Raw genomic sequence first — 15,892 nt, 5'->3', positions numbered from 1 at the left:
GGCCAAGGCTCTTTAAAGAATGTTAGTTGCCTTGGTGATCAGAAAGATGGCGACACCCAAGATGGCCACACCGACAGCGGCCGTTGCTCCTAGATCAGCCCATTTCTTCTTGCCGTGTTGGATCTCGTGGTAAACGCCGAAGGCGTGCCACGCTACCCCGGTGAAAATAACGGCGCAGACGATCAGGCCCATCAGCGACATGCCGTCAAAGGCGTAGTTCTGCATGGTTTGCATCAGGTTAGAGCCCTCACCTCGAGTCGGAGGCTGTGACTGGGGGAGGGCGGCCATGGACAGTTGCGGAAGAGCAAGCATGCCGATCAGCATGTAGCGTGTTTTTGAAAGCAAATTCATGGTGAGTCTCCAATACGATCAACTGAGTACAAAGGTGGTGAGGATCATGCAAAGCAGCAGGATGCGAACCAAAGAGGTCGAAGCAATCGTCCGGTCAAGGTTGCCGGTGGCCCATCCTCGGTAGCAGCTCCAGACGGCCCAGGCCCCCCACACGAACGTGATGGCGACGGCGACGCCGACGAAAAATAGGTAGCTCGACGAAGCCGGGAAACCACTCGCCGCTTGAAAGGCCGAAGCCTGAGCGCCGTTCATGCTCATGGCTGGCGACCTTCGGTGGTGTATTGTCCTGAAAGCTCGGCTGGATCCCGAGGTTGGGCTCGGCTTGGCGTCAGGTAGCCCTCCAAGCCATGGCGGATTCGGGCTATGTCGCCCGCCAAACGCTGGTAATCGAAGAAGTACCGTTTGCCCGGCTCGTCTGCTACTTGAGCGCTACGACGTGCTGTGTCCTCCAAGGCATTCAACTGGCGGATCATGACGTCCAGGTTGGCCTGTTCGGAGGCAGAAGCAGCTACCGCTTGGGAGGCAGACAGGCTGATCCCGAAAAGCAGGATCAGTCCTGTCAGTACGAATCGGCATGTAAGGGCGGGTAGGCGCTGTTTCTGGATCACGGCTGGGCTCAAGTCATTCCTGTTGCCGCCAGCTTGCCGTGATCAAGCTATAGTCGCCGCAAGAAAACCATACTCGGGGCTGTTAGGATTTCTCCGTGCGGTAACTGCACCCTCAGTCTCTGTGGATCGAGCGTTTGAAGAAAAGAAGATAGCCGGTTGGCAAGGCAAGGCCGTAGGCCCAGCCCTGAGCATTTTGATTGCCAATCTGGACTTCGCCCCTTACCACGGGTTGAACGCTGATCAGATCCCAGCCCTCTTGGCCTAGCTGAGCAAGGCGCTGCTGATGTTCCGGATCCTGCAGGAAGCCTTGAACGTCAGGTTCGGTAGATGGCTCTTCGGACTTGAACATGAAGAGCTTTTTGGTTCGGACGAGATAGTGCAGCGGGGCGAATTCGGTATGGTATTCAAATGCTTGGTAGCTCATTGCGACAGCCTCTGAAGTGTAGTCTCGTTAGACTTGCAGATGAGCGAATGAAAGGGGCATCAGAAATAAACAGTCGGGTAGCTAAGTTTTTTCTCGTGCCTAAACTACATGAGATTTCATCACTCACCTCTGGTTTTGAGATCTAGATGCGTTTTAAAATTTGAGGGTTGAGTGAGGTGCGCGAATGACAAAAACATCTTATTGCCAAGAGCGGCTGTGCCAGGTAACAGTCATATGATGCGCTTGGATGTGAGTGTTAGCCCGATTAGTACAGGTGGGTTAAAGTGTTATGTAAGGCAGGGACAGTTGCTTAAAAAGCAGGGCTGGAAGTGTAGAAAATAGGATAGGTGTTCGAATGGTCAGGAAGATGTAGCGGAGTATCATTTAATTAAATTTTTTTGGTCGGAGTCTCTATGTGTAGAAGAGATAGTTTGCGCAATGAAATTCAAGCACGCTTGCTTGAGCTGCAAGTTTCAAATATAGAGTTGATAAAGCTTGTTGGTTTGGATCTAGTCAATAGCGATGCATGGGGTTCGGCAATAGAAGATCATTCTAAAAGATTTAGAAAGTTCCAGCTGCTGCTTGATGCCCCACTGTCTGAGTGCTCTGACAGCAATTGTGCCGATACGTAGGGTTAATGGAGGTTTTTATATGTTTCCCAAATTTATTTTCTTATGCCCCGTATCTGTAGTGCGTCGGATTTTATGAAGTGCCTCCCAGTCGGACGCAGCCAGCCGCTCAACATAATGCATGGTGATAAATATAGGAGGGTTAGACGTGCTAGAAGTATAGCAATATTTCATAGCCTACCATTAGGCTTTGATTGTTCCCGTGATCGCTAAGGTCGACAATGGAAAATATGCAAGTTAGGATTACCGCTGCTGTGAACATTGGCACGAAGTTCTCTAGGTCTGCTCTAGCTTTATTCGGCGCGCACGACATAGTCCGAAGTCCACTATAATCCTGCACTGATAAGCATCTGGCCATCGGCGAATCATTCGAGAAAGGGAGCATCAACCCTGGAAAAGACGAGGGTTTGACGTCAAAAAATCGTACTTTTTCAGCATACGCTCGCGTCTAGGCTACTGGCGCCCCCAGTGCAGTGGCCGCATGAGTATAGGTACATGGAGATCGAAATGGATGCTATTTGCAGACGCAGGTAAGATGCGAAAAGCAGAAAAAAAAGTGCAAACCAACGCCTAAAAAACCAATTGCAGACGCTTACCAGCTAAAATGATGTCATATTGTCATTGCGGTTAGGCCATATGAGGTTGATGATGGACAAGTGGCAAAGCGGTATACGGTTCGCCAAAAGAATGTATTATCCTCGTATTGCTGGGACCTTGCTATGCTCCCCAATTATATTTGTATCAATTGTCCAATTTGATCAGCCAAAAATTCTAATATTTGCGCTCGCTTTAAATGTTCTAATGTGGCCACATTTGGCCTATAGAATTGCAAGGCAGGCAAAGGATCCTTACAAAACAGAAATATTAAATTTGAGTTTTGACTCATTATTTTGCGGGCTATGGATTTCATCAATAGGTCTCAACTCATTTGGTTCAATAAGCATGTCGGCGATGGTAATTCTCAATACCATTGCTACCGGTGGGGTGAGGTTCATGAGGAGAGGCTTATTGCTTCAGGCACTGGGCGTGTTCTTATATGGTATAGTATTTGATATTTCATTGCAGGAGAGCCCGGCATCCTCAGCGTGGGCAAGCCTGCCGCTCCTTGCTATCTACCCAATGATTGTAGGGTTTGCCTCTTATCAACTTGCCTCCGAACTGCAGAAAACGAAATTTACACTTAAAAGCTTGAGTGTTACGGATGACTTGACAGGACTCCTTAATAGGAGGTATGTCAATCAAGCCTTAAGTGATTTTGCGGAGGAGTCTTCAAGGTGTATGAATTCGCTTTTGATATTAATGGATATCGATAATTTTAAGAAGATAAATGATAGCTATGGGCATGACGTCGGAGACAAAGCCTTGTGCCTGCTGAGCGAAACATTAAAGAGCTCTTTACGTCCTGATGATGTCATCGCGAGGTTTGGTGGTGATGAGTTTTGCATTATTATGTGGAATACGTCTCAAGATCAGGCAGTGAAGATAATTTCAAGGATTCAATGTGCTTTTAAAGGGAATAGTCTTGATGCTTTCAATGAGTCGCTAAGTATCAGTGCTGGTATTGCTTCTTGGGACAGTACTCTGGAAAGCGCGAGTCAATGGTTTATTAGGGCTGATCAATTGCTCTATAAGGCAAAAGTAAATGGTCGTGACAGAGCTGAAGTTGATTAAGTTTTTTTAAAATTACAGGTTTGAGAGTATTGTTGTTATTATGTGCCGCCCAGGCGAGATGTGATCAAATGCCTGGCTACTCATGGCGGCCTCCTCAATATTTGGAGCTGCCAGGTTTTCAGTATTGAGGATATGTAATCAATCGGAAGTTGTCAGCAATAAACTAATTATTTTATCAGTAACGGTTAATTCCATCTGCGCAGCACCGCATTGGAGTCGACTCTCAGTTCCAGCCTTTTAAGCCATATATCAAAAAGATTTCGATATTTTCGATTTCCTGAGCAGGAAGAAATAGAGACCTGTTTCTTGAGGCTGTTGCGTTTCGACTACCACACTTTGACCCGGTGGCCAGCATGGGTCGTCGAGGTAACTGCACGACAACACTGTGGCGGAGAGCTTTTTCCAGTTGCTAAAGCGGGAGTGGATCAAGCGTAAAATCTACATTACGCGGGGAGATGCTCGTAGTGATGTGTTCGATTACGTGGAGATGTTCTACAGCGTAAAACGCCGCCCTGGTTTCAACATCCCGTCCTTGCCGCTGCGATTTTCCTGATGTATTGGTATTTCTTTTCTTCATGGACTCGAAATTTGGCATTCCTCTACGTCCTCAGCCCCAGATTTTTGAAGGTCGGGGCTTTAAGTATAGATGACGTTTCCATACGCGTACTGGCTATTGAGCCAATTAGCTGGTTCAGTGCTGAAACTTCTTTGGTACCTAACAGGTGGGGTGAAGGTCGCGCACGGCGTCATACAGCACTGAACTCTGCTCAAACACCGTCATACTTGGCCGAGCGCCGCGAATGCCTGATACAAGTCGATCAGATCTGCAAGTCGAGAGTGCTAAAAGCTGTAAGGCGCAGCGGGAAGATTATTCGATCGCATGTGGTCTCCTGCTTAGTCGTGATTGCGACTATGGCTCCCGTTGTACTGACCCAGCCCGCACCGCAGCAGGCTTTGTGGTAAAGCAATTTTATCATCGAAAAGCTCGTGATTGTTGTGCTGGGGTTTTGCGAAATTAGGAAGTCCTCACTGCCCCCATAAATGCCTGCATTGCTGACGACTTGATCCGATGCCGTCGGGTAATCAACCCGTAAGGCGGCAGGCGCGGCTCAACCTCGATTGGCAGTACGGCGAGTAGGTGTTTGCCGGGGTATTCATTGACCACCGACAACGGTGTAACGCCCAGCATGTCGGTGTGTTGGATCAGTGACAGCAGGGTCATGATTGAGGTGGTTTCGACGATGCTACTTGGGATGTCAAGTTGAGCGTTGTAGAACGCCTGGTTGATAATCGAGCGCATTGGACTGGGATGTTGCTGCAAGACCCAGGTCATGGCTTGCAGTTGGCCCCAGCTCAGGTCCTGGGCCGCCGCGCTGGCCAATGGGTGCTGGACGCCGACGATTACGCACAGGGCTTCCTCTCCGAGGCTGTCGAAGAGCAATTCATCGGCGCGGGCTCCAGGCGGGATACGCCCCAGAACCACGTCCAACTGGTCCTGTAACAAGGCCTGGACCAGTACGTCGCTTGTGTCTACCTGGATGCTCATCGAGAGGCGAGGATGGCTTTGTTTGATGGTGGCGATAGTGCGGGTCAGCAACCCGGACGCCAGTGCCGGAATCGCGCCGATGGTCACCCGGCCCAAGTTGCCGGATTCTAGCGCGACCAGTTCTTCACGCATACCTGACAGCTCGGCGAACACCATCCTCGCGTAGTAGATCACCGTTTCGCCAAACGGCGTGACCCGCATTCCGCGGGACATGCGCTCGAACAACTTGACCCCCAACAGGTTTTCGGCTTCGTGCAGCATCTTGGTGGCGGCGGGTTGAGTCATGCCGATTTTATCAGAGGCCCTGCGCAATGAGCCCAATTCATCCAGAGCCAGCATCAAGCGCAATTGCCTCAGGCGCAGGCGGCTGTGGATAAGGTGCGCTTCGGGAATTTGGCTCATGGGCAAGACTCGGGTCAGGAAGAGAACACCCAGAGTTACAAGAATTGTGAAGGTTTGCCAAGGGGGGGAGGGGAGGCATTGGGCGATAACCTCAGTATATCGCCCTATCATCACCTTTGATTGGACGGTTATCACTCGTAGCATTGATAGTTTAAGCCATCCAAGGGGCGATATCTTTTGTAACTGCGACCCTATACAAGAACAACAATGCACTCCGTTTTAAGAGGAATCCCGCATGACCGCACCCCGCATTGCCATGGTCCTGGGCGACCCCGCCGGTATCGGCTCCGAGCTGGTTGCTCGGTTGCTGGCTGACCCTACTGTCCGCGCCCAGGCCAATGTGCTGTTGATTGCCGATGAAGCGCAAATGTTGCGTGGTATGGCGATCTCCGGCTTGTCGTTTCCCTATCGCACCATTGACTCTCTGGATGATCTGGTGTTCAGCGACAATACGCCGCTTTTCTTCCCCTTCCTAGGCGATGCCAGTCGCGACTTTGTCTATGCCCAAGCCAGCGCCAACGGTGGCCGATACAGTCTCGACACCCTGCAACTAGGTCTACATCTGACCCAGCAAGGTACTACCGATGCCCTGTTGTTTGGCCCGCTGAACAAAACCTCTCTGCACATGGCCGGGATGGAGCATAGCGACGAGTTGCACTGGTTTGCCGAACTGTTGGATTTTGACGGCCCGTTCTGTGAGTTCAACGTACTTGACAACCTCTGGACTTCTCGGGTGACATCCCATGTGGCACTGGCCCAAGTGCCAGGCCTCTTAAGCCAGGACCGGGTGGTGCAGGCCATCCAGTTGATCGACACGGCGCTCAAGCACAGCGGTTTGTCGCAGCCGCGCATCGGGGTTTGCGGGCTCAACCCGCACAACGGTGACAACGGCAGTTTTGGTCGTGAAGAGTTGGACATCATCGGCCCGGCAGTCAAGTCCGCTCAGGCCCTGGGGATCGATGCCGATGGTCCGTATCCAGCCGACACGATCTTTCTCAAGGTCCAGGGTGATGCAAATGCCTTCGATGCGGTGGTCACCATGTATCACGACCAAGGTCAGATCGCGATCAAGTTGATGGGCTTTTCCCGTGGCGTCACGGTGCAGGGCGGCCTGCCAATTCCGATCACCACGCCGGCCCATGGTACCGCGTTTGATATCGCCGGGCAGGGCAAGGCCAATGTCGGCGCGATGCGCCAGGCCTTCGAAGTCGCCTGTCGCATGGGTCTCAACCGTCGATAGCAACCCAAGTACTCAAGCGCTTCCACAAAAAAAATAACAAGTGGGAATCAAGATATGCAAACCAGCTCTCCGGCGATTACCCAGAGTCCACGTGTTGTCGACCTCCGTTGGCTACGCGTGATTCCACCGATTGTTATCACCTGCATCATGTCCTACATGGACCGCATCAATATCGCCTTCGCCATGCCCGGTGGCATGGCTAACGAATTGGGCGTTTCCGCCAGTATGGTGGGCTTGGCGGGCGGTATCTTTTTTGTCGGCTACCTGTTCCTACAAGTGCCCGGCGGAAAGTTAGCGGTACATGGCAGTGGCAAGCGCTTCATCGGCTGGTCGCTGGTGGCCTGGGCGGTGATTTCGATCCTCACGGGCTTTGTCACAAACCAGTATCAACTGTTGTTCCTACGTTTTGCCCTGGGGGTGGCCGAGGGCGGTATGTTGCCGGTGGTGTTGACCATGATAAGCAACTGGTTCCCCGACAAGGAGCGTGGGCGCGCAAACGCCATTGTGATCATGTTCGTGCCATTGGCCGGCATCATCACCGCGCCGTTATCCGGCTGGATTATTGCGGCCCTGGACTGGCGGATGCTGTTCATCATCGAAGGTCTGCTGTCGGCGGTGGTTATGGTGTTGTGGATGCTGACCATCAGCGACCGACCGCAAGAGGCCAAATGGATCAGTGAGCGTGAGCGTGATTACTTGATCACCACCCTGGCCGAGGAACAGAAAGCCATTGCCGCAAAGGCCGTGAAAAACGCCTCGTTGTCCGAGGTCATGGCTGACAAGATTGTATGGCATCTGATCGCCCTCAACTTCTTCTACCAGGCCGGTATCTATGGCTACACCCTATGGCTGCCGAGCATCGTCAAGGAACTTACCCAGAGCGGCATGGGCAAGGTGGGCATGTTGGCGACCCTGCCTTATATCGCTGCAATGTTCGGCATGCTGATGTTCTCCAATCTGTCGGATCGCAGTGGCAAGCGTCGTGCATTTATTGCCGTGCCCCTGGTTGGCTTGGCGCTGTGCTTGACGTTGTCGGTGATCCTGCGTGAGCAGATCTGGCTGTCTTTTGCAGCGCTGGTGGGCTGCGGGTTCTTCCTGCAAGCGGCAGCGGGGATTTTCTGGACCATCCCTGCGAAAATTTTCAGCGCTGAAGCGGCTGGCGGCGCCCGTGGCCTGATCAATGCCTTGGGCAACCTCGGCGGGTTTTGCGGGCCATACATCGTCGGCGTTTTGATCAGCCAATACTCCCAAAGCATCGGCGTCTACAGCCTGGCCCTATCGGTGGCGCTGGCCGCGGTGCTCGCCATGACCTTGCCACACAAGTGCGAACAGGCTTAACACTTACCTTGAAGAGGAATCAAACCATGAATCAGGAAGTGCTCTTGCTGGTGCAAAAATGCGCCCACACCTTTAGCTTCTATGACGTGCATACGGGGGCGGTGCTCAAGCACATCCGTTTGCCGGAGTTCCCGCACGAGTTTGTGGTGGACTCGAAAAACCGCTTTGCCTACGTCGGCCATTACGGCATCGAAACTTCCAGCCACGAAGGCGAGGGCGGTTGCTCGGTGTTCGTCATCGACCTTGAGCGCGCCGAGCATGTACGCACCCTGAGCATCTGGCCGTTCCGCCGCCCTCATGGGCTGGCGATGGATGATCAAGACCGCCTCTACGTACTCAGCGAAGGCAACTCGACCTTGCTGATCTTCGATCAGCCCCACTTGCGTGATGTACCGGACCGGGCGATTCCTTCCGGCGGCTACAAGAGCCACCTGGTGGCTATGACTCGCAATGGCGAGACCGCGTTCGCCCTCAACCTGTTGAGCAACACCATCACCCGGCTCAAGCCCCAGGATCCGACGATTGCGCCGCTGCCCATGCAGCCGGGCAGCCAGCCGGAAGGCAATTGCTTCAGCCGTGATGAGCGCACGTTGTACGTGACCACGCGTGGCGATAACAGCATCGTCGCGGTCGACGTCGAGACCTTGAAAGTGACCCATCGTGGGCGTACTGGTGCGGACCCGACCCGGATCTACCGCGACCGCCAAGACCGGCTTTATGTGACCAATTACGGCGAACAATCGCTCTCGGTATTCAGCCCGCAGCTGGAGCAAATGCGCCGTGTCGAGTTGGACAGCACTGCCATTGCCATGAGCCTGCACCCCACGCGAGACCTGGCGTTTGTCACCCTCAAGGATCAGCGCGTGGGTATGCTCGACCTTAATACCTGGACCTTCGAGCGTTACTTCGAAACCATGCTGGAGCCGGATGTCTCCCTGGTCATCGTGCGGTGAGCAGCCTCGGCCTGCACGAACGCCTAGGCCTTGAGATGAACTGGGCTGCACCGATCACCCTGATCGACGCACACCATCACCTCTGGGACCTGGATTGCGGTCGTTACCCATGGCTGCAAGGGGCGCCGGACCCGGGTTTTTTCCTCGGTAACTATCAACCTTTGCGCCGGCATTATCGGGCGCCGGATTACCTGGGCGACAGCGCTGCGCACCGGGTGTTGGCCACTGTGCATTGCGAGGCCGAGCACGAGCGCAGCGATCAAGTGGGGGAGACCCGTTGGGTGCATGAGCAATATGTCCGCTACGGGTTCCCGAATGCGGTGGTGGCCCATGCCTGGCTGCATGCAGATAACTGCGCCGACATTTTGGGACAGCACCTGGAATTTCCATTGGTGCGAGGTATCCGCAGCAAGCCGCTCACCGCTGCCACGCCACACCAGGCTGACACTGTGCGCGGCTTGTCGGGCAGCCTGCAGGACGAGCAGTGGCTCAGAGGCCTGGCGCTGCTGGAGCGGCACGGGCTGTCCTGGGATTTGCGAGTGCCTTACTGGCATTTGGAAGAGGCGGCACAGGTGGCCGCGATGTTTCCGGGATTGACCATCGTGCTCAACCACATGGGCTTCCCGTGGGACCGCAGTGAGAGCGGCCTGGCCGGTTGGCGACGGGGGATGCAGGCATTGGCGGCCCAACCCAACGTCTGGGTAAAGGTTTCCGAACTGGGGTTGCGCGACCACCCCTGGACGGTGGAAGGCAACCGCGCTGTGGTCCGCGAAACCCTGGCTCTGTTTGGTATTGAGCGCTGCCTGTTCGCCAGTAATTTCCCGGTGGCTGGTTTGCGCATTGGTTATGACGCTTTGGTGCAGGCCATGGACGCCCTGTTGGATGGCTACGACGCAGTGCAGCGCGAAGGGTTTTTCTGGCGCAACGCGCAGCAGGTTTACCGCATCACGCTGTAGTCCCGAATAACAATAATGACGGTGCAATCCATGAATACTCTCGAATCTGGTCAGCGCGGCGCAGTGCCATTGCTGCACTTTGAAAATGTCTGCAAAAGCTTTGGCGGTACCTTGGCCGTCAATCACGTAAGCCTTGGGGTCGAGGCCGGCAGCGTGCTGGCGCTGCTGGGGGAAAACGGCGCGGGCAAGTCGACATTGATCAAGCTCTTGGCCGGTGTGCATCGTCTCGACAGCGGGCGGATCCTGCTTGACGGCCAGCCCATCGAAACCGAGGCCGACCGCAAGGGCATCGCCTTTATCCATCAGGATTTGGGGTTGATCGACTCTCTGAGTGCTGCCGAAAACATTGCCTTTACCTGTGGTTTTACCTGTCGTGGCGGCCTGATCGACTGGCGGCAAGTGCGGCGCAACGCCCGTGAAGCGCTGGCTTTGGTTGACGACAGCATAGATCCTGATACCCCGGTTGGTGAGCTGGAGCGCACTCAGAAATCCCTGGTCGCTATTGCCCGTGCGCTGGCGGTGGACGCGCGACTGCTGGTGCTGGATGAACCCACTGCGAGCCTGCCCGCCGACGACGCCGAGAGGCTGTTTGTGGTGCTTAAGCGCTTGCAGGCGCAAGGCGTGGGCATGATCTATGTGTCCCATCGCCTGGATGAGATTTTCCGGGTGGCCGATCAGGTGGCGGTGATGCGCGATGGTCGGCTGGTGTGCCGCAAAGCCATCGCCCAAACCGATCCCCAGGATCTGGTGCGCCAGATTGTCGGGCGTGAACCAGAACAACTCTACCAGGCGGCACCCTGCAGTCACGGCCCATTGCTGTTGCAGGTGCGTGATATGGCGTGCGGCGGGGTCAGCGGTCTGACCTTTGACCTGCACGCCGGGGAAATCCTGGCCCTGGCCGGGCTGCGTGGCGCTGGGCAGGAGCGCGTCGGCCGGGCCTTGTTCGGCTTGCTGGCGATAGACGCTGGCGAGGTGCTGCTTGATGGTGCGCGGTTGCGCACGCATTCGGCGGCCTTGGCCATGCGTCAAGGCTTGGGGTTGGTGGCGGGGGACCGTTGTGGTGAGTCGCTGCCAATGCCGTTGTCGGTGCGCGAGAACTTATTTCTCAACCCATTGGCCAGCGGCAAAGGGCTGCTGGGCTGGATCTCGCCTCCGGCTGAGCGGCGCCAGGCCGAGGCATTGGTCCGGCAATTCGATGTACGGCCCAATGCCACTGAATGCGCGGTGGAAACCCTGAGCGGCGGCAATCAGCAAAAAGTGGTGATGGCTCGTTGGTTAGAGATCACTGGGCGCCTACTGATCCTCGAAGAGCCAACCGCCGGTGTCGACGTGGGGGCCAAGGCCGATATCTACCGGTTGGTGCAACGCGCCTTGGAGCGCGGCCTGGCGGTGTTGTTGATCTCCACCGATTTCGAGGAGGTGGCCAACATCGCCCACCGCGCCCTGGTGTTCAGCCGCTCGACTGTGGTGGCGACCCTGGGCAAGGAGGACCTGTCGCTCAGCAGCCTGTTACACCGTGCTTCGGCCAGCGATGCTGCCTGAACCACCCTATTCCATTGAACTTTATCGATAACAAGAAGGCCCTCAATGAACGCTGATAATCCTGCCTCGGCGGTTAGCCCGAGGATCCTAACCCGCGACTTTTCGCGCCTGCTGCCGGTGTACGGCATGCCGGTGTTGTTGCTGGGGCTGATCGTGTTTTTCTCGGTGCTGCTGCCGGGCTCGTTCCCGACACTGCTCAACCTCAACTCGATCCTTGGCGACAAGGTGATCATTGCGATCCTGGCCCTGGCGGCGATGGTGCCGATGCTCACCAATAAGATCGACCTGACCGTGGGCTATGGCATTGTGCTCTGGCACATCCTCGCGATTAGCCTGCAGACCCGTTATGGCTTTTCCTGGCAAGCCTCGGTGCTGATCGTGTTGGCGGCCGGATTGTTGTTCGGCCTGATCAACGGCTTGCTGGTGGAAATGGCCAGGATCGACTCCTTTATCGCCACCCTCGGCACCGGCACCGTGGTCTACGCCCTGGCGTTGTGGCACAGCGGTGGCCGCCAGGTGTTTGGGGATTTGCCAGAAGGCTTTCTGTTGCTTAACGGTGCCAGCCTGTTCGGTTTGCCGATCGCGGCGTTCTACGTGCTGGGCCTGGCGCTGTTGCTGTGGGTGGTGACGGAGTATCTGCCGATCGGGCGTTTTCTCTATGCGATTGGTGCCAACCCGAAAGCGGCCGAGTTGAATGGTATTCCTTGTCGGCGTTATGTGGTCGGGGCCTTTATGGGCTCGGGCGTGTTGACGGCGTTTGCCGGGGTGTTACTGGCCTCGCGTTTGCAAATCGGGCAGGCCAGCGTGGGCCTTGAGTTTCTGTTGCCGGCCTTGGTCGGAGCGTTTCTCGGTTCGACCACGATCAAGCCAGGCCGAGTGAATGTGTGGGGCACGCTGATTGGCGTGGCGGTACTGGCGGTGGGCATCGCCGGTATCCAGCAGCTGGGCGGGGCGTTTTTTGTCGAGCCACTATTCAACGGTGTGACCTTGCTGCTGGCGATCGGCATTGCCGGTTATGCGGGCCGACGTCGGGTGCGGGTGCGCAATACACCGGCCAAACCCTGAACCATCATTTTTTTGGGAGAACCTTATGAGCCTTGAAGTGTTTCGTCGTACCCGCTTGCTCGTGTGTATCGCCGTGATCTCGCTCGCCAGTATTGCCCAGGCTGCGGCCGATGAGTTTGTCAAACAGGCCCGGCAACGGGTGGAGGCGGCCACTCAGCCCTGGACCACTTGGCAAGGACCGGACAGTGGACCTGTGGCGCAAGGGGGCAAACAGGTGCTGTTTATTGCCTCGGACTTGCGCAACAGCGGTGTGCTAGGGGTCAGTGAAGGGGTCAAGGCGGCAGCGCAAGTCATGGGCTGGAAGCTGCGTATTCTTGATGGCCAGGGCAGCGTCTCCGGGCGCACGGCGGCGTTGAACCAAGGCATCGTGCTCAAGCCGGACGGGATCATTCTCGGGGGCTTCGACGCCCGGGAACAGCTCAGCACCCTGAAGAAAGTCCAGGCAGCCAAGATCCCCGTGGTGGGCTGGCATGCCGGACCGAGCGCCGGGCCGATGGCCGATGAAGGCTTGTTCGTCAATGTCACCACCGACCCCGGTGATGTGGCGAAGATCGCCGCCTATTACGCTGTGGCGCAATCGGACGGAAAGGCTGGCGTGGTGATCCTCACCGATTCGCTGTACGCGGTGGCCACCGCTAAATCCAACGCTATGGCCGAGGTCATCAAGCAATGCAGTGGGTGCAGCCTGTTGGCGCTGGAAGATTCGCCGCTGGCTGAAACCTCGTCGCGCATGCCGCAGCTGACCACATCGTTGTTGCAGCGGTTTGGCGACAAGTGGAACTATACCCTGGGCATCAATGACCTGTATTTCGACTTTATCGGCTCGTCCCTCAGCCGCCTGGGGCGCAAGCCAGACCAGCCGCCGCTGAGTCTGTCGGCGGGCGACGGCAGCGAATCGGCGTACCAGCGCATCCGCAAATCCAGCTACCAGGCCGCCACCGTGCCGGAACCGGTGACCTTACACGGCTGGCAGTTGATTGACGAACTGAACCGCGCCTTTGCGGGGGTTGGGCCAAGCAACTATGTGACGGCGGTGCACTTGATCACGGCCAACAATATCCAGGTGGACGGTGGCCCGCGTAATACCTTCGACCCGGACAATGGTTATGCCGCGGCCTATCGCAAAATCTGGCAGCGCTGAGGGCGAGGCTCATGACCGGTATCGAGATTTTTGATCCGCGGCTGCACACCATTCTCAAGCCTGGCAGCGCGTTGCAGCGTCTTGGCGGCGGCGCCATCTGGGGTGAAGGCCCGGTATGGTTACCCGCCGAACAGGCCCTGGTGTGGAGTGATATTCCCAACAACCGTATGCTGCGTTGGCACGAAGGGCAGGGCGTGAGTGTGTTCCGCCAGCCGTCGCATTTTAGTAACGGCAATAGTCTGGATCGCGAGGGCCGGCTGGTCAGTTGCGAGCACGGCCGCCGGGGCATTTCCCGTACTGAGTCGGGCGGTGAGGTGCGGCTGCTGGTGGACCGTTATCAAGGACGACGGCTCAATTCGCCCAACGACCTGGTGGTCAAGTCCGATGGCAGCCTCTGGTTCAGCGATCCGTCCTACGGAATCATGAGTGACGTCGAAGGCTACAAGGCCGACAGCGAACAGGATGGCTGCCATGTGTACCGTTTCGACCCTTTCGCCAACGTCCTGGAACGAGTGGCCGATGATTTCCAGAAGCCTAACGGTTTGGCGTTTTCGCCGGACGAATCCTTGCTGTACATCTCCGATACCTCGGCCTCCCATGATCCAGCAGGCTGCCATCACGTGCGCGTGTTTGATGTCCAGGCGGGCCGCAGGCTGGTCAATGGCCGGGTGTTTGCGGTGATCGAACCGGGGCTGCCGGATGGCTTTAGGGTCGATCATCAGGGTTGGTTGTATATCAGCTCCCTGGACAGTATTCAGGTATATGCGCCTGACGGCATCTGCCTGGGGAAGATCCATGTGCCCGAGAAAATTTCCAATTGCACCTTTGGCGGACCGCGTGGCGAGCGCTTATTTATCAGCGCCTCGACATCGCTGTATGCCATCGACTTGAACACCCGGGGCTGTCAATTCGCAGCCGCTTGAACATCAACGCCGCGCCATAACGACAATAAGCGAGCCAGCATGTTTATGATCCTACCTTCGTGGTTTATGCGCGTAACGCTCCTGTATGGAGTGTTCACCACCACCGCAGTTCTCGCTGAGCCGGTGCTCGACCGCCAGGAGGCCGCGCAGTTGTTGCAGGCGCAGCAGGCCCGTGCGGTGCAGCCTTGGCGTGTGCCAAACGCAGTCGATATCGAACATCAGCCCAACGCCGTGCTGATCCGCGAGGGCCTGGCCTTGCTGCAAAAAACCACGCGCTTGGCCGGCCCCATGGTGGCCGACCCCGGCAAGCGTTTTTCGCGCAACAACCTCAACTGTATCAATTGCCACGAAGCCGGCCCGTCGGGATTGCCGGGCAGCAAACCGTATGGATTGGCGCTGGTCAATGCGATCCACGATTACCCCAAGCTCGATATCAAGAGCATGCGCGTGATCACCCTGGAGCAGCGGATCGCCGGTATGTTCGGCAAGGGTGAGGCGAGCATGAGCGGGGACACGCCCGAGATGAAGGCGATCCTGGCCTACTTGAACTGGCTGGGCAGTGAGGCGCAGCCGGGGATGAGCATGCAAGGCACGGGGCTGGCGCATATTACTTTGCCTGAGCGCGCCGCCGACCCTGGTCGGGGCCGGGCCTTGTTCGGCCAATACTGCGTGCAATGCCATGGCGCACAAGGCCTGGGGCTGAAGACACCTGACTTCGCCACTGGCGGCGGTTATGTGTTCCCGCCGATTGCGGGCGACGATACCTACGACGACGGTGGGCATATGTACATGGTGCCGCTTCTGACTCAATTCATTCACGCCAACATGCCGTTGGGCAGCACCGCCGACACACCGATGTTGAGTGTTGAACAGGCCTACGACATCGCCGCCTACATCAACAGCGAATTACCCCGCCGGCATGCGCCGCAACGGGTTGATGCCTACCCGGACCCCGCGTGGCGCCCGGCGGGTTTTGCCATACCTGAACACTTCCCCGATGACCCGACAGGTTATCAGCGCGCGCGTTTCGGCCCGTTCCCGACGCCTTCCGAATAGCCCTTTAACCCAACACTGACGGTTTCCTCCCCCGCCTCTGGGCCTTG

15 protein-coding genes and 1 pseudogene are annotated in these 15,892 nt (G+C 56.4%); 11 read left to right on the top strand and 5 right to left on the bottom strand.

From position 1 onward, the window contains the following. Positions 1-12: 12 nt before the first annotated feature. The 4 genes from HX805_RS12040 to HX805_RS12025 all read right to left on the bottom strand — a co-directional run bounded on the left by HX805_RS12040 (position 13) and on the right by HX805_RS12025 (position 1,383). Positions 13-351 carry a TIGR03745 family integrating conjugative element membrane protein gene (locus tag HX805_RS12040; protein ID WP_047541053.1) on the bottom strand — a complete coding sequence of 113 codons (339 nt, stop codon included), beginning with the start codon at positions 349-351 and terminating at the stop codon, positions 13-15. A gap of 18 nt (positions 352-369) precedes the next feature. Continuing rightward, positions 370-609 (bottom strand): TIGR03758 family integrating conjugative element protein, encoded by a 240-nt coding sequence (locus HX805_RS12035; protein WP_019819651.1) that lies wholly within the window; start codon positions 607-609, stop codon positions 370-372. Continuing rightward, on the bottom strand, positions 606-914 hold the full coding sequence (locus HX805_RS12030) for an RAQPRD family integrative conjugative element protein (protein ID WP_189663491.1): 309 nt from the start codon (positions 912-914) through the stop codon (positions 606-608). The genes HX805_RS12035 and HX805_RS12030 overlap by 4 nt, the downstream gene beginning before the upstream one ends. A 157-nt stretch (positions 915-1,071) precedes the next feature. Next, positions 1,072-1,383 (bottom strand): hypothetical protein, encoded by a 312-nt coding sequence (locus HX805_RS12025; protein ID WP_047541057.1) that lies wholly within the window; start codon positions 1,381-1,383, stop codon positions 1,072-1,074. 1,277 nt (positions 1,384-2,660) lie between these two features. Here HX805_RS12025 and HX805_RS12020 point away from each other — a divergent pair. Further along, complete coding sequence (locus HX805_RS12020; protein ID WP_177116881.1) at positions 2,661-3,683, top strand: diguanylate cyclase; 1,023 nt, start codon at positions 2,661-2,663, stop codon at positions 3,681-3,683. A 350-nt stretch (positions 3,684-4,033) separates the two neighbouring features. Beyond that, positions 4,034-4,236, top strand: a pseudogene (locus tag HX805_RS12015) (IS3 family transposase); the annotation flags it as partial. Positions 4,237-4,698: 462 nt separating this feature from the next. Here the strand turns inward: HX805_RS12015 and HX805_RS12010 are convergent. Then, positions 4,699-5,631: a LysR family transcriptional regulator gene (locus tag HX805_RS12010; protein WP_137205916.1), complete on the bottom strand. Its 933-nt coding sequence runs from the start codon at positions 5,629-5,631 to the stop codon at positions 4,699-4,701. 235 nt (positions 5,632-5,866) lie between these two features. Between HX805_RS12010 and HX805_RS12005 the strand changes: the two genes are divergently transcribed. From HX805_RS12005 to HX805_RS11965, 9 genes are read left to right on the top strand one after another with little or no spacing between them, the layout of a single operon-like run. After that, on the top strand, positions 5,867-6,871 hold the full coding sequence (locus HX805_RS12005) for a 4-hydroxythreonine-4-phosphate dehydrogenase PdxA (RefSeq protein ID WP_137205915.1): 1,005 nt from the start codon (positions 5,867-5,869) through the stop codon (positions 6,869-6,871). A gap of 54 nt (positions 6,872-6,925) precedes the next feature. Continuing rightward, the gene (locus HX805_RS12000; protein WP_137205914.1) at positions 6,926-8,209 is read left to right on the top strand and encodes an MFS transporter; all 1,284 of its coding nucleotides are present in this window, start codon (positions 6,926-6,928) and stop codon (positions 8,207-8,209) included. A gap of 26 nt (positions 8,210-8,235) precedes the next feature. Beyond that, a complete protein-coding gene (locus tag HX805_RS11995; protein ID WP_137205913.1) occupies positions 8,236-9,162 on the top strand; it encodes a YncE family protein in 927 nt (308 codons plus the stop codon). Next, positions 9,159-10,118: an amidohydrolase family protein gene (locus tag HX805_RS11990; protein WP_318279305.1), complete on the top strand. Its 960-nt coding sequence runs from the start codon at positions 9,159-9,161 to the stop codon at positions 10,116-10,118. Before HX805_RS11995 ends, HX805_RS11990 begins: the two co-directional genes overlap by 4 nt. Positions 10,119-10,148: 30 nt before the next feature. After that, on the top strand, positions 10,149-11,660 hold the full coding sequence (locus tag HX805_RS11985) for a sugar ABC transporter ATP-binding protein (protein ID WP_137205912.1): 1,512 nt from the start codon (positions 10,149-10,151) through the stop codon (positions 11,658-11,660). A gap of 45 nt (positions 11,661-11,705) precedes the next feature. Further along, positions 11,706-12,725, top strand: a complete 1,020-nt coding sequence (locus tag HX805_RS11980; RefSeq protein ID WP_244657470.1) for an ABC transporter permease — start codon at positions 11,706-11,708, stop codon at positions 12,723-12,725. Between the two features lie 25 nt (positions 12,726-12,750). Continuing rightward, positions 12,751-13,866 carry a substrate-binding domain-containing protein gene (locus tag HX805_RS11975; RefSeq protein WP_137205911.1) on the top strand — a complete coding sequence of 372 codons (1,116 nt, stop codon included), beginning with the start codon at positions 12,751-12,753 and terminating at the stop codon, positions 13,864-13,866. 11 nt (positions 13,867-13,877) lie between these two features. Then, entirely contained in the window at positions 13,878-14,789 is a 912-nt protein-coding gene (locus HX805_RS11970; RefSeq protein WP_137205910.1) for an SMP-30/gluconolactonase/LRE family protein, read from the top strand. Between the two features lie 39 nt (positions 14,790-14,828). Further along, entirely contained in the window at positions 14,829-15,845 is a 1,017-nt protein-coding gene (locus HX805_RS11965) for a c-type cytochrome (protein WP_137205909.1), read from the top strand. Positions 15,846-15,892: the final 47 nt, after the last annotated feature.

It is taken from the genome of Pseudomonas sp. G5001, assembly GCF_013385475.1.
In the GTDB taxonomy this organism is placed as follows: Bacteria; Pseudomonadota; Gammaproteobacteria; order Pseudomonadales; family Pseudomonadaceae; genus Aquipseudomonas.
Note: the sequence above shows the minus strand (reverse complement) of the source record. Positions and strands in the feature narration are given on the sequence as shown.